Source organism: Streptococcus mitis, assembly GCF_008763935.1.
In the GTDB taxonomy this organism is placed as follows: Bacteria; Bacillota; Bacilli; order Lactobacillales; family Streptococcaceae; genus Streptococcus; species Streptococcus mitis_DB.
The window spans coordinates 257095-271050 of record NZ_VTQF01000001.1; the positions used below are offsets into that span (position 1 = coordinate 257095).

Annotated in this window: 13 protein-coding genes; 9 read left to right on the forward strand and 4 right to left on the reverse strand. The window is 41.1% G+C overall.

Features of this window, described 5'->3' with window-relative positions:
* Positions 1–81: 81 nt before the first annotated feature.
* The 5 genes from F9B91_RS01185 to F9B91_RS01210 all read left to right on the forward strand — a co-directional run bounded on the left by F9B91_RS01185 (position 82) and on the right by F9B91_RS01210 (position 5812).
* Complete coding sequence (locus F9B91_RS01185) at positions 82–477, forward strand: CopY/TcrY family copper transport repressor (protein ID WP_124787836.1); 396 nt, start codon at positions 82–84, stop codon at positions 475–477.
* A 10-nt stretch (positions 478–487) separates the two neighbouring features.
* Positions 488–859 (forward strand): cupredoxin domain-containing protein, encoded by a 372-nt coding sequence (locus F9B91_RS01190; protein ID WP_150922307.1) that lies wholly within the window; start codon positions 488–490, stop codon positions 857–859.
* A gap of 9 nt (positions 860–868) precedes the next feature.
* A complete protein-coding gene (locus tag F9B91_RS01195; protein ID WP_150922308.1) occupies positions 869–3112 on the forward strand; it encodes a heavy metal translocating P-type ATPase in 2244 nt (747 codons plus the stop codon).
* A gap of 322 nt (positions 3113–3434) precedes the next feature.
* Positions 3435–5210, forward strand: coding sequence for a pyruvate oxidase (gene spxB, locus F9B91_RS01205; RefSeq protein ID WP_000191804.1), 1776 nt, complete (start codon positions 3435–3437; stop codon positions 5208–5210).
* Between the two features lie 254 nt (positions 5211–5464).
* Positions 5465–5812 (forward strand): VOC family protein, encoded by a 348-nt coding sequence (locus tag F9B91_RS01210; protein WP_150922309.1) that lies wholly within the window; start codon positions 5465–5467, stop codon positions 5810–5812.
* Between the two features lie 165 nt (positions 5813–5977).
* Here the strand turns inward: F9B91_RS01210 and F9B91_RS01215 are convergent, their stop codons facing one another.
* Positions 5978–6322, reverse strand: a complete 345-nt coding sequence (locus F9B91_RS01215) for a lipopolysaccharide assembly protein LapA domain-containing protein (protein ID WP_000913393.1) — start codon at positions 6320–6322, stop codon at positions 5978–5980.
* 326 nt (positions 6323–6648) lie between these two features.
* Between F9B91_RS01215 and F9B91_RS01220 the strand changes: the two genes are divergently transcribed.
* From F9B91_RS01220 to manA, 3 genes are all read left to right on the forward strand, one after another.
* Complete coding sequence (locus tag F9B91_RS01220) at positions 6649–6909, forward strand: SemiSWEET family transporter (RefSeq protein ID WP_001291472.1); 261 nt, start codon at positions 6649–6651, stop codon at positions 6907–6909.
* 208 nt (positions 6910–7117) lie between these two features.
* Positions 7118–8557, forward strand: a complete 1440-nt coding sequence (locus tag F9B91_RS01225; RefSeq protein WP_150922310.1) for a 6-phospho-beta-glucosidase — start codon at positions 7118–7120, stop codon at positions 8555–8557.
* Between the two features lie 120 nt (positions 8558–8677).
* Positions 8678–9622 (forward strand): mannose-6-phosphate isomerase, class I, encoded by a 945-nt coding sequence (manA, locus tag F9B91_RS01230; RefSeq protein WP_150922311.1) that lies wholly within the window; start codon positions 8678–8680, stop codon positions 9620–9622.
* Between the two features lie 40 nt (positions 9623–9662).
* On the opposite strand, the gene F9B91_RS01235 is transcribed toward manA, so the two are convergent.
* The gene (locus tag F9B91_RS01235; RefSeq protein ID WP_150922312.1) at positions 9663–11003 is read right to left on the reverse strand and encodes a sodium-dependent transporter; all 1341 of its coding nucleotides are present in this window, start codon (positions 11001–11003) and stop codon (positions 9663–9665) included.
* Positions 11004–11390: 387 nt separating this feature from the next.
* Here F9B91_RS01235 and F9B91_RS01240 point away from each other — a divergent pair, with 387 nt between their 5' ends.
* Positions 11391–12131: a MerR family transcriptional regulator gene (locus F9B91_RS01240; protein WP_150922313.1), complete on the forward strand. Its 741-nt coding sequence runs from the start codon at positions 11391–11393 to the stop codon at positions 12129–12131.
* 41 nt (positions 12132–12172) lie between these two features.
* Here the strand turns inward: F9B91_RS01240 and F9B91_RS01245 are convergent, their stop codons facing one another.
* Positions 12173–12694, reverse strand: coding sequence for a DUF1697 domain-containing protein (locus F9B91_RS01245; RefSeq protein ID WP_049516554.1), 522 nt, complete (start codon positions 12692–12694; stop codon positions 12173–12175).
* 48 nt (positions 12695–12742) lie between these two features.
* Positions 12743–13915 (reverse strand): NAD(P)/FAD-dependent oxidoreductase, encoded by a 1173-nt coding sequence (locus F9B91_RS01250; RefSeq protein WP_150922314.1) that lies wholly within the window; start codon positions 13913–13915, stop codon positions 12743–12745.
* Positions 13916–13956: the final 41 nt, after the last annotated feature.

Here is a 13956-nt window from a genome sequence, read left to right on the forward strand (position 1 = left end):
TGATTTTATAATTGACAATTGTAGATTTTGAGAGTATACTATTTAATGTAATCGACAAATGTAGATTTCGGAGGTATTCTAATGCAGATTTCAGATGCAGAATGGCAAGTTATGAAGATTATTTGGATGCAGGGGGAACAGACCAGTACGGATTTGATTAGGGTTCTGGCGGAGCGGTTCGACTGGTCCAAGTCAACCATTCAAACTCTTTTGGCTCGTTTGGTTGAGAAAGAGTGTCTGACAAGGAAAAAAGAAGGCAAGTTCTTTGTCTATTCAGCCCTTTTAACTTTGGACCAAAGTCGGGATTTACTTGTCCAAGATATCAAGGACAAGGTTTGTTCCCGTAGGATTAAGAATTTGTTGGCTGATTTGATTACTGAATGTGATTTTACTCAGGCTGACTTGGAAGACTTGGAAGCTGTGATTTCTGAGAAGAAATCAAACGCTGTGAGAGAAGTAAGATGTAATTGTATGTAAAGGAGACGTCATGTTAAATAGTATTGTAACCATTATTTGTATTGCCCTTATCGCGTTTATCTTGTTTTGGTTTTTCAAAAAGCCTGAAAAGTCTGGACAAAAGGCCCAGCAAAAAAAGGGCTACCAAGAGATTCGAGTGGAGGTCATGGGGGGATATACGCCTGAGTTGATTATCCTCAAGAAATCAGTGCCAGCCCGTATTGTCTTTGACCGTAAGGACCCTTCACCCTGTCTGGACCAAATTGTTTTTCCAGATTTTGGTGTACATGCGGACCTGCCAATGGGGGAAGAGTATGTAGTGGAAATCACGCCTGAGCAGGCTGGAGAGTATGCTTTCTCTTGTGGCATGAATATGATGCACGGCAAGATGATTGTAGAATAGGAGAATGATATGACTGAAATTGTAAAAGCAAGTCTTGAAAATGGTGTTCAAAAAATCCGTATCACGGCAGACAAAGGCTACCATCCAGCCCACATTCAACTGCAAAAAGGAGTTCCTGCTGAGATCACCTTTCATCGTGCTACTCCTTCAAACTGTTACAAGGAAATTCTGTTTGAAGAAGAAGGCATCTTGGAACCAATCGGCGTAGATGAGGAGAAAGTCATTCGTTTTACACCTCAAGAATTAGGTCAACATGAATTTTCTTGTGGTATGAAGATGCAAAAGGGAAGTTATACAGTTGTTGAGAAGACTCGAAAATCTTTATCACTTTTACAGCGTTTTTGGATTACTAGTATCTTTACTGTGCCTCTTGTGATCCTCATGATTGGGATGTCGACAGGAGGAATTAGTCACCAAGTCATGCGTTGGGGCACCTTTTTAGCCACAACACCGATTATGCTAGTAGCAGGTGGTCCTTATATCCAAAGTGCTTGGGCTAGTTTTAAAAAGCACAATGCCAACATGGATACCTTGGTTGCTCTGGGAACCCTAGTGGCCTATTTCTATAGCTTAGTTGCCCTCTTCGCTGGCCTCCCCGTTTACTTTGAAAGTGCTGCCTTTATCTTCTTCTTCGTTCTTATGGGAGCCGTTTTTGAGGAGAAAATGCGTAAAAATACTTCCCAAGCTGTGGAGAAATTACTTGACTTGCAGGCTAAAACTGCAGAAGTCTTGCGTGAGGATAACTATGTTCAAGTCCCCTTGGACCAAGTCAAGGTAGGTGACCTGATTCGAGTGCGTCCCGGTGAAAAGATTGCTGTTGATGGTGTTGTAGTAGAAGGTATCTCTAGTATTGATGAGTCTATGGTGACAGGTGAGAGTCTGCCTGTGGACAAGACAGTTGGAGATACCGTCATTGGTTCAACCATCAATAATAGTGGAACACTTGTTTTTAGAGCAGAAAAAGTTGGTTCAGAGACTGTTTTGGCTCAGATTGTGGATTTTGTGAAGAAAGCTCAAACCAGTCGTGCGCCGATTCAGGACTTGACGGATAAGATTTCAGGGATTTTTGTCCCAGCAGTTGTCATTTTAGGGATTGTGACCTTTTGGGTTTGGTTCGTCTTGCTCAGGGATAGTGTAGTCGTGCTTGGAGCTAGCTTTGTGTCTTCGCTTCTCTATGGAGTAGCAGTTCTGATTATTGCCTGCCCTTGTGCCTTGGGACTTGCAACACCAACAGCCCTTATGGTGGGGACAGGACGCAGTGCCAAGATGGGAGTTCTCCTCAAAAATGGAACGGTTCTACAGGAAATCCAGAAAGTTCAAACTATCGTCTTTGATAAGACCGGGACTTTGACTGAAGGGAAACCTGTGGTCACAGATATCATCGGCGACGAAGTAGAAGTGCTTGGATTGGCAGCTTCCTTGGAAGAAGCTTCTCAACACCCACTGGCTGAAGCCGTTGTGAAACGAGCGAGTGAAGCTGGACTTGAGTTTCACACTGTTGAAAATTTCCAAGCCTTGCACGGAAAAGGTGTTTCAGGGCAAATCAATGGAAAACAAGTTTTGCTTGGAAATGCTAAAATGCTGGATGGCATGGATATTTCTAGCATTTATCAAGAAAAACTAGAACAACTAGAAAAAGAAGCTAAGACAGTTGTGTTCTTGGCTGTTGACAATGAAATCAAAGGCTTGCTTGCTCTGCAAGATATTCCTAAGGAAAATGCCAAGCTTGCCATCAGTCAGCTGAAAAAACGTGGTCTTAAAACAGTCATGCTGACAGGAGACAATGCAGGTGTGGCGCGTGCTATTGCAGATCAGATTGGAATCGAAGAGGTTATTGCAGGCGTCTTACCAGAAGAAAAAGCCCATGAAATCCATAAGCTACAAGTGGCTGGCAAAGTAGCCTTTGTTGGTGATGGCATCAATGATGCTCCTGCCCTCAGTGTAGCAGATGTGGGGATTGCTATGGGAGCTGGAACGGATATCGCTATCGAGTCAGCAGATTTAGTGTTGACAACCAATAACCTCCTAGGCGTGGTTCGTGCCTTTGACATGAGTAAGAAAACCTTTAATCGAATTCTGCTCAATCTTTTCTGGGCCTTTATCTACAATGTCGCCGGAATTCCGATTGCAGCAGGAGTCTTTTCTGGTGTTGGACTGGCCCTCAATCCAGAACTGGCAGGCCTAGCCATGGCTTTTAGTTCTGTATCCGTTCTGACTAGTTCACTCTTACTAAACTTTAGTAAAATAGATTAAAAGCGGGCTTGCTCGCTTTTTATACTCTTCAAAAATCTCTTCAAACCACGTCAGCTTTGTCTGCAACCTCAAAGCTGTGTTTTGAGCAACCTGCGGCTAGCTTCCTAGTTTGCTCTGTGATTTTCATTGAGTATTATAAAACAGAAACTAAAAACGTTTTCAAACTGTACTGCAATAGAGAATAGAAACTTCTGAGCAGATTCTTAGTAAAGTCAAAATAAATGTGATAAATTAGTATTGTAAAAATTTACTGAAACGTTTTCAAAAACTATATGAAACCTTTTTTAGTAGATTTAAAAATATTTGAAGGAGAGTTATCATTATGACTCAAGGGAAAATTACTGCATCTGCAGCAATGCTTAATGTATTGAAAACATGGGGCGTAGACACTATCTACGGTATCCCATCAGGAACACTCAGCTCATTGATGGATGCTTTGGCTGAAGACAAAGACATCCGCTTCTTGCAAGTTCGCCACGAAGAAACAGGTGCTCTTGCAGCGGTTATGCAAGCTAAATTCGGCGGCTCAATCGGGGTTGCAGTTGGTTCAGGTGGTCCAGGTGCGACTCACTTGATTAACGGTGTTTACGATGCAGCTATGGATAACACTCCATTCCTAGCAATCCTTGGATCACGTCCAGTAAACGAATTGAACATGGATGCTTTCCAAGAATTGAACCAAAACCCAATGTACAACGGTATCGCTGTATACAACAAACGTGTAGCTTACGCTGAGCAATTACCAAAAGTAATCGACGAAGCTTGCCGTGCTGCAGTTTCTAAAAAAGGTCCAGCCGTTGTTGAAATCCCAGTAAACTTCGGTTTCCAAGAAATCGACGAAAATTCATACTATGGATCAGGTTCATACGAGCGTTCATTCATCGCTCCTGCTTTGAACGAAGTTGAAATCGACAAAGCTGTTGAAATCTTGAACAATGCTGAACGTCCAGTTATCTATGCTGGTTATGGTGGTGTTAAAGCTGGTGAAGTGATTACTGAATTGTCACGTAAAATCAAAGCACCAATCATCACAACTGGTAAAAACTTTGAAGCCTTTGAATGGAACTATGAAGGTTTGACAGGTTCTGCTTACCGTGTTGGTTGGAAACCAGCCAACGAAGTGGTCTTTGAAGCAGACACAGTTCTTTTCCTTGGTTCAAACTTCCCATTTGCTGAAGTTTACGAAGCATTCAAGAACACTGAAAAATTCATCCAAGTGGATATCGACCCTTACAAACTTGGTAAACGTCATGCCCTAGACGCTTCAATCCTTGGTGATGCAGGTCAAGCAGCTAAAGCTATCCTTGACAAAGTGAACCCAGTTGAATCTACTCCATGGTGGCGTGCAAACGTTAAGAACAACCAAAACTGGCGTGATTACATGAACAAAATCGAAGGTAAAACTGAGGGTGAATTGCAATTGTATCAAGTTTACAATGCAATCAACAAACATGCTGATCAAGACGCTATCTACTCAATCGACGTAGGTGACACTACTCAAACATCTACTCGTCACCTTCACATGACACCTAAGAACATGTGGCGTACATCTCCACTCTTTGCGACAATGGGTATTGCCCTTCCTGGTGGTATCGCTGCTAAGAAAGACAATCCAGATCGCCAAGTATGGAACATCATGGGTGACGGTGCATTCAACATGTGCTACCCAGACGTTATCACAAACGTTCAATACGACCTTCCAGTTATCAACGTTGTCTTCTCAAATGGTAAATATGCCTTCATCAAGGACAAATACGAAGACACAAACAAACACTTGTTTGGTTGTGACTTCCCTAATGCTGACTATGCGAAAATCGCTGAAGCTCAAGGTGCTGTAGGATTTACAGTTGACCGTATCGAAGACATCGATGCAGTTGTTGCAGAAGCTGTTAAACTCAACAAAGAAGGTAAAACTGTTGTGATCGATGCTCGCATCACTCCACACCGTCCACTTCCAGTAGAAGTACTTGAATTGGATCCAAAACTTCACTCAGAAGAAGCAATCAAAGACTTCAAGGAAAAATACGAAGCAGAAGAACTCGTACCATTCCGCCTCTTCTTGGAAGAAGAAGGATTGCAATCACGCGCAATTAAATAATTTCTCTCGTCGAAAATCAAAGATAAATTTATAGACTTCTTTATTAGATTACTGCCGACGATTCCATCATTGAAACCATAAATTTCAATGATGGAATCTAGTGTGGAGCCTAGAAAAAGTCCCAAAGGATTTTTCGTAGTTTGATGAGCAAAGATTTGCCATCAAACTTGGTTTAACCTTGTTTATTCTTTGATTTTCATAGAGAGAAACTTAAAAAGATCGGAGCAATCCGGTCTTTTTCTGGAGGATAGTAAATGGATTTAAATCAATTAGATATTATCGTTTCAGATGTTCCCCAAGTCTGTGCTGACTTGGAGCGTATTTTGGATAAAAAGCCCGATTATGTTGATGACAGTTTTGCTCAGTTTACGATTGGCAGTCACTGTCTGATGTTGTCCCAAAATCATTTGATTCCTTTGGAAGATTTTCAGTCAGGAATCATTCTTCATATCGAGGTTGAGGATGTAGACCAGAATTACCAACGGTTGAAAGAACTTGGTATCCAGGTTTTAAACGGACCAACTGTAACCGATTGGGGAACAGAGTCCTTATTAGTTAAAGGGCCTGCTGGTCTAGTGATTGATTTTTATCGTATGAAGTAGGTAATTCTATTATCAAATTTTTTATCTAAACATTCTTGGAGTGAAACTTAAAAAGATCGGAGCAATTCGATCTTTTTTGTATTTATGCGACTTTCAGTCCGTCTCGCTCCGTTAGGTGCGAGACAAAAAACCACCCGTTTTCACGGGTGGTTATGATTTCTACACTTATTGTTTGGCTTCCTGTTTTAATTGTTGCACCTGTTCCTCGTACTGGACAAGCTCCCTGTCTTTTATATTGATAGTCGCTTCTGCTTCAGCAATGCGGCTTCTCAGATCTTGAGTCTTGTTATGGTGATAGCTAATACCAATAGCACTACCAGCAATGATCCCGATTACTAGACAAGTAAAAATCACCAAAATCAAGGGAGCAGATAGTTGTGTAAAGACAAGACTGACAGTTACTGTTTGACGATTGAGTAGACCAAATGAGATCACAATGACTAATAAGCTCAAACCGCCAATTAGATAAGCCTTATCTTTCAGTGACAATTCATTAAATTTTTTTAGCATAAGTTCCTTTTCTCCTGACTATGTTGATAGAAAACTACACACCATTTAGGTATTAACAAAATTCATTTTACTAGAAAATTTCGATACTGTCAATAATTTCTAACGGCTTATTTACCATCAATCAATCGATTCATTGAAAAGGAGTATTCATTTTCTAATATTTGATTGAGTAAACAGAACGGAGCAATTCGGTCTTTTTTCTGTTCCCTCTTTCTTATAACAAGATTGTGATAGTTTATATCTTTATAACAAAAGTTTTAAAGACTTGATTGTTTTGAAAGAATATTTTAAAATAAGATTCAGTAAAAATGAAAGAGGTTTTGAAAATGTCTGAAAAACAAATGAAAATTTTAGGTTGGGTAGCGACCTTTATGTCTGTTATGATGTATGTGTCTTACTTCCCACAAATCATGAACAATCTGGCTGGTCAAAAAGGAAATTTCATCCAGCCCTTGGTTGCTGCCATCAACTGTAGTCTCTGGGTTTACTACGGTCTTTTCAAAAAAGAAAGAGATATCCCCCTTGCAGCAGCTAATGCACCAGGTATTATTTTTGGCCTAGTGACGGTTATTACAGCTTTGATTTAAAAGGAACAGAGGAGACTAGTTTTCAGTCTTCTTTTTTGTTTCAGGGGAGGCTATTTACTTTTTCTAGAGGATAATTTTTTAAAAAACAATCTGATAAACTTAAATAGTAGAATAGTATCAGTATGTCACAGTATTTTATAAGAAAAGGTTTACAGAATAAGTTATAATATAAGTAAATGAACAAGCAAATAAGAAAGTGAGTAGAGTTATGACCGAAAAACTGACTTTTCCGGATGGTTTCTTGTGGGGCGGAGCGACAGCTGCCAACCAGTGTGAGGGTGCTTATAATTTAGAAGGTCGTGGATTGGCGAATGTGGATGTCGTCCCCATCGGTCCAGATCGTGAAGCCATTATCACAGGTCGGAAAAAGATGTTTTCGTTTGAGGAGGGCTATTTTTACCCAGCCAAGCAAGCTATTGATATGTACCATCATTACAAGGAAGATATTGCCCTTTTTGCGGAAATGGGCTTTAAGACTTATCGTCTATCCATTGCTTGGACTCGGATTTTTCCTAAGGGCGACGAAACAGTGCCAAATGAAGCTGGTCTAGCCTTTTATGAGGATTTATTTAAGGAGTGCCACAAGTATGGTATCCAACCTCTGGTGACTATCACTCATTTCGACTGTCCTATGCACTTGATTACAGAGTACGGTGGTTGGCGCAATCGTCGGATGTTAGACTTCTATGAAAAACTTTGTCGCACACTCTTTACCCGCTATAAGGGTTTGGTCAAATATTGGCTTACCTTCAACGAAATCAACATGATTCTCCATGCCCCCTTTATGGGAGCTGGGCTCTGTTTTGAAGAAGGAGAAAATCAAGAACTGGTTAAATATCAGGCTGCACACTATGAGTTGGTAGCTTCAGCTCTTGCGACAAAGATTGCCCACGAAATTGACCCAGAAAATAAGGTGGGATGTATGTTGGCTGCAGGGCAATACTATCCTAACACAGCCCATCCAAGAGACTACTGGGCAGCCATGGAGGAAGACCGCAAGAGTTACTTCTTCATTGATGTTCAAGCGCGTGGGGAATACCCAAACTACGCCAAGAAGCAGTGGGAGCGTGAGCGAATCGAGATTCAAATGACTGCAGAAGATTTAGAGTTGTTGAAGGACAATACTGTTGACTTTGTTTCCTTCTCTTACTATGCAAGTCTAGTAGCCTCAGGTGATCCAGAAGTTAAAGAATTAACTGCTGGAAATATCTTTGCCTCTCTCAAAAATCCTTATCTTGAATCCTCAGAATGGGGATGGCAGATTGACCCACTTGGTCTTCGTATCACCCTCAATGCTATCTGGGATCGTTACCAAAAGCCAATGTTCATCGTGGAAAACGGTCTAGGTGCTATGGATACACCGGATGAGAATGGTCATGTAGCAGATGACTATCGGATTGCTTACTTAGAGGCTCATATCAAGGCCATACGAGATGCCATTTACCAAGATGGCGTTGACTTGCTTGGTTATACGACTTGGGGCTGTATCGATCTGGTTTCAGCTGGAACAGGCGAAATGAACAAGCGCTATGGCTTTATCTATGTAGATCGAGATAATGCTGGTCATGGAAGCCTCAAACGTAGCAAGAAGAAATCCTTCTACTGGTACAAGGATGTCATTGCCAGCAATGGTGCAAGCATTGAGTAGAGCACATTTGTTCACTATTTTTATAAAATCTTCTCTCTACTTTATAAGATGTGAAAAAGAGTTCAACTGGAACTCTTTTTTTGCTATAATGAGGGGAGAAAAATCAGACAGGAGAATAAGATGTCAGAACCATTATTTTTACAATCAGTTATGCAAGAAAAAATCTGGGGTGGAACCAAGCTACGTGATGAGTTTGGCTACGACATCCCAAGTGAAAAAATCGGAGAATACTGGGCCATCTCAGCTCATCCAAATGGAGTCTCTAAAGTTTCCAATGGTCGTTACGAGGGAACAGACCTAGCTACTTTGTATGCAGAACACCGTGAATTGTTTGGCAATCGTCCAGAACCTGTATTTCCGCTTTTGACTAAGATTCTGGATGCCAACGACTGGCTCAGCGTCCAAGTTCACCCAGATGATGCTTATGGACTGGAGCATGAAGGCGAACTTGGAAAAACAGAATGCTGGTACATTATCGCAGCGGATGAAGGTTCAGAGATTATCTACGGTCACAATGCTAAGTCAAAAGAAGAACTCCGCCAGCAAATCGAGGATAAAAACTGGGAGGACTTGCTGACAAAAGTGCCTGTTAAGGCCGGAGATTTCTTCTATGTACCAAGTGGGACTATGCACGCTATCGGTGCGGGCATCTTGATTCTTGAAACCCAGCAGTCTAGCGATACCACTTACCGTGTCTATGACTTTGACCGTAAGGATGATAATGGCAACTTGCGTGAACTTCACCTTGAAAAATCTATCGATGTTTTGAATATTGGCGAGCCTGCTAATAGCCGTCCTGTAACTGTTAAAGCAGATGATTTGCGTTCAACTTTACTTGTCTCTAATGATTTCTTTGCAGTTTACAAGTGGGAAATTAATGGGAAAGTTGACTTTGAAAAGACAGCTGACTACAGCTTGTTCAGTGTCTTGGCTGGTCAAGGTCAACTAACTGTTGACGGGAAAAACTATCCAATCCAAAAAGGTAGCCACTTTATCCTACCAAGTGATGTTGAAGCTTGGACCCTAGAAGGACAAGGCTTGGAATTGATTGTTAGTCATCCATAACAAATAAAGGACCTGAGTTTATTACTCAAGTCCTTTTTGATTACATAAATTGGGCGATGAAGACCACGATGATGATAATTGGAATTATAAAACGAAGAAGGAAGAGCCAGACTTGGAAAAGTCCTTGTTTCCATGCTCGTTCATCAAGATGGAGTTCCTCCATAGCAAGAGCCTTTTTGAAGATATAGCCTGTAAAGAGAGAAAGGCAGAGGGCTCCAAATGGCATGAGGAGATTGGAAACCAAGAAATCCATAGCGTCAAAGAAGGTCTTCCCAAAGATGTGAACATCTGCCATAACACCGTAAGATAGGGCTGAAGGAATTCCAAAGACAAAGGTCAAGATTCCTAAAATGGTGCTCCACTTGGCACGCTGACTGTTGTCCTGATTGGTGATATTGCCCACATTAATTTCCAACATCACGACAGAAGAAGTGACCGTCGCAAAGAGGAAGAGCAAGAGGAAAAGGATGTAGAAAATGGTTCCAAAAGGCATCTTGTCAAAGAGTTGAGGCAAGACGATAAAGAGCAGGCTTGGTCCCCCTTCAGACTGGATATTGAAGGCTGACATGGCTGGGAAAATGGCTAGTCCTGCCATGATGGATACCGAGATGTTCATGGCTACGATGGAAATCCCTGACTGGACCAGATTGGTTTTCTTGTCCAAGTAGGACGCGTAGGTCAGCATGGCTGTAACCCCTAGTGAGAGGGCAAAGAAAGATTGTCCCAGAGCATATAGGAGACCAGCGCTGGTCAGTTTTGAAAAGTCTGGTTTGAGGAAGTAAAGAACCCCTTCCATGGCATTTGGCAAACTGAGAGAACGACCGATGATGACGACAAAGATGATAAAGAGCAGAGGCATCATAACCTTCGAAGCTCTTTCAATCCCTTTTTGAACCCCACGTGATACAATGAAGATATTCAATAGGATAAAGGCTGCTTGAGCTCCAAGGGCAATGGCTGGATTTGAAATGATTGAAGTAAATAACTGAGCATAATCACTCGTCCCAGCAAGCTGGAACAATTTCACGAACTCAATACCCAGATAAACCAGAATCCATCCCCCGATAACACTGTAGAAAGATAAGAGGATAAAAAGGGCAAAGGCACCAATCCAACCGATAAAGTTGTATTTACTATTCTTACCAAGTTTTCCAAAGGTTTTGATTGCTGAAACGCCAGCACTTCGGCCGAGTGCAAATTCAGCTAGCAAAAGTGGGAAACCGATTAAAATAGTGGAAATGAGAAAGACAAGTAAAAAGCCTCCTCCACCGTTAGCAGCAGTCATATAAGGGAATTTCCAAACGGCACCAAGTCCGATGGCTGAACCAGCAGATGCTAGGATGAAGCCTAGTTTAGAACCCCATTGCGATTTTTCAGACATAGTTAAACTCCTAAAATTAGTATTACAAAAGAAAAAGCTACTGCCCTTGGCAAATAGCCTCATAAGTACTCAAAATGAGCCTTTCTTTTGATTGATAGACTTGACTATCCTATCATGTTTTCTAAGGTCTGTCAAGAAAACCATTTTCATGTTATGATAAAGTAAAAAAATTTCGCAAAAACGCTTGACTCTGACCTAAGGGTAGGGGTTATACTATCAATGTAATACTCTTCGAAAATCAAATTCAAACCACGTCAGCGTCGCCTTGGATTATATATGTGACTGACTTCGTCAGTCTTATCTACAACCTCAAAGCAGTGCTTTGAGCAACCCGCGGCTAGCTTCCTAGTTTGCTCTTTGATTTTCATTGAGTATAAGGAGGAAATTATGTACCATATAAAAGAAGCTGCGCAGCTTTCGGGTGTCTCTGTCAAGACCCTGCACCACTACGACAAGATAGGACTCTTGGTTCCTTTAAAGTCAGAAAACGGTTATCGAATCTACAGTCAAGAGGATTTGGAACGCCTTCAGGTTATTCTTTATTACAAATATCTAGGCTTTTCTTTAGAAAAGATAGCAGAGCTATTAAAGGAAGAAAGGACAGATTTATTGCCTCATTTGACTAGGCAGTTGGACTATTTGACTCGAGAAAGGGAACATCTGGATACCTTGATTTCAACCTTGCAAAAAACCATTCAAGAACAAAAAGGAGAAAGAGAAATGAGCATTCAAGAGAAATTTGCTGGATTTAACTACCAAGACCATCAAAAATACCACCAAGAGGCGGTAGAGAAATATGGACAAGAAGTCATGGACCAAGCGCTCGAGCGCCAGAAAGGTCACGAAGACGAAGCTACGGCTGCCTTCAACCAAGTTTTTCGAGCCTTGTCACAAAATCTTCAAGCTGGACTGCCTGTAACAGCGTCTGAAAACCAAGAAGAAGCAGCCAGACTCTTGCAAGCTATTCGTACTTATGGATTTGACTGCTCTATTGAGGTATTCGGTCATATCGGTAAAGGCTACGTCTACAACCCAGAATTTAAAGAAAACATTGACAAATTTGGACCTGGAACAGCCCAATACACATCAGATGTCATTGCCTATTATGTCCAAACTCAGACAAAATAAAATCGGAGGAGCATTCTTCCGATTTTTACTAAATTCAAGCACTATTTGCTTAATAATTTTTCTACCACATTTAGTTTTCGCATGGTCAAATCTACATTAAAAAGCTTTTCAAGATAGTTGGTATGGAGTTTCTTTTGTTTAGCAGTTCTAGGGAGATAGAGGTAAAGGCAGTGGTTACCGATACAAATTTCTTCTTCACCGTAATCAATTTTCAATTTGTCTAAAGGGAGGCTTTGAATAGATTCTTGATAAAAAATCACGTGTATACGGTCATAAAGATAGTGTTCTCTAAAAGGGTTTTCTTGGATAATGTTTTTAAAAATATCCTTATTCTTAATGATTATTTTGAGATCGGCTCCAATCTTTTTCTTTATTAGAGTATGAACCTGTTCTCGTATTTTTTCTAAGGCTAAGTTACTTTCAAGAATGATATTACCACTTTGAATATAGGTTCGAACTTGTTGAAAACCGGCTTCTGTTAAGATATCTACTAGATAAGACATTTTAGGGATAGCATTTTTTCCATTAGGAGTCACTCCCCTTAGCAAGATAATATGTTCCAAAGTAGTTCCTTTCTTTTTGGGCGTATTGTTCCGTTTAGTAATGTATATTTAGATTGGGTTTGATCCCGCCACCCAGCCGGTGCAGAGGGCAGAAGTGATGTTAAAGCCACCCGTATGAGCATTGATATCCAGTACCTCACCAGCAAAGTGGAGGCCATGGACCAGCTTACTTTCAAGAGTTTTAGGATTGATTTCCTTGAGACTGACACCACCCTTGGTAACAAAGGATTTAGCTAAGGACATTTTACCAGTAACAGGAATTTTAAGTCCTTTGATTGACTGGAGAAGTTGATCTCGTTCTTTTTCAGTCAACTGTTTGACTTTTTCAGGATAGCCTTGCACAAAAAATTCTGCCAAGCGTTCTGGAAGCAAAGTTTTTAAGGCATTTTTTAGAGATTTTTCCCGATTTTCTTCTAGAAATGCAGTCAAGTCCTCCTCAGAAAGTTGAGGCAAGACATCCAGTGAAAGGATTTCGCCACCTTTGACAAAACTGGACATGCGTAGAGCAGCAGGACCAGATAAACCAAAGTGGGTAAAGAGCAGATCATGAGTGATGCCATGCTTACCATAGCTTAAGGTCACATCATCCAGTGAGATTCCCTGCAAGGCCTTGTGAGGAAAATCCGTCAATAAAGGACTTTCAGCGGCTTCAAGCTCGGTAATGGTGTGCTTAAAATGGCGAGCAATCTCGTGACCAAAACCAGTAGAACCAGTAGAAGGATAGGATTTCCCACCAGTTGTGACAATGAGTTTATCACAAGTGAAGGTTTGGTCAGCTGATTTAAGGACAAACTGGTCATCTACCTTTTTAACCGAAACAATTTCTGTTTGAGTAGCAACTTGACCACCTAGCTCAGTGATTTTCTTTTCTAAGGCCTCGATAATGGTACGAGACTTGTCACTGGCCGGAAAGACACGGCCGTGGTCCTCGACCTTGAGTTTAACCCCTTTTTCCGTAAAAAAGTTAATGATATCATGGTTATCAAATTGGGAGAAGACACTGTAGAGAAAGCGCCCATTTCCAGGGATTCCAGCTAGTAGGTCGTCTAGAGTTCCGTTGTTAGTGACATTGCAACGTCCCCCACCAGTCCCAGCTAATTTTTTTCCAAGTTTCCGATTTTTTTCGATGAGGAGGGTTTTCTGACCATAAAAGCTACTGGAAATCGTAGCCATCATGCCAGCAGGTCCTCCACCGATGACAATAGTATCAAAATGTTTCATAGCTCTATTGTACCACAAAAAAACAAGAGATGAAGTCACCT

Bases quoted from the DNA above. Each gene is read 5' to 3' on its own strand.
- F9B91_RS01185 (WP_124787836.1), top strand. From the start codon at position 82: ATGCAGATTTCAGATGCAGAATGGCAAGTTATGAAGATTATTTGGATG.
- F9B91_RS01190 (WP_150922307.1), top strand. From the start codon at position 488: ATGTTAAATAGTATTGTAACCATTATTTGTATTGCCCTTATCGCGTTT.
- F9B91_RS01195 (WP_150922308.1), top strand. From the start codon at position 869: ATGACTGAAATTGTAAAAGCAAGTCTTGAAAATGGTGTTCAAAAAATC.
- spxB (WP_000191804.1), top strand. From the start codon at position 3,435: ATGACTCAAGGGAAAATTACTGCATCTGCAGCAATGCTTAATGTATTG.
- F9B91_RS01210 (WP_150922309.1), top strand. From the start codon at position 5,465: ATGGATTTAAATCAATTAGATATTATCGTTTCAGATGTTCCCCAAGTC.
- F9B91_RS01215 (WP_000913393.1), bottom strand. From the start codon at position 6,322: ATGCTAAAAAAATTTAATGAATTGTCACTGAAAGATAAGGCTTATCTA.
- F9B91_RS01220 (WP_001291472.1), top strand. From the start codon at position 6,649: ATGTCTGAAAAACAAATGAAAATTTTAGGTTGGGTAGCGACCTTTATG.
- F9B91_RS01225 (WP_150922310.1), top strand. From the start codon at position 7,118: ATGACCGAAAAACTGACTTTTCCGGATGGTTTCTTGTGGGGCGGAGCG.
- manA (WP_150922311.1), top strand. From the start codon at position 8,678: ATGTCAGAACCATTATTTTTACAATCAGTTATGCAAGAAAAAATCTGG.
- F9B91_RS01235 (WP_150922312.1), bottom strand. From the start codon at position 11,003: ATGTCTGAAAAATCGCAATGGGGTTCTAAACTAGGCTTCATCCTAGCA.
- F9B91_RS01240 (WP_150922313.1), top strand. From the start codon at position 11,391: ATGTACCATATAAAAGAAGCTGCGCAGCTTTCGGGTGTCTCTGTCAAG.
- F9B91_RS01250 (WP_150922314.1), bottom strand. From the start codon at position 13,915: ATGAAACATTTTGATACTATTGTCATCGGTGGAGGACCTGCTGGCATG.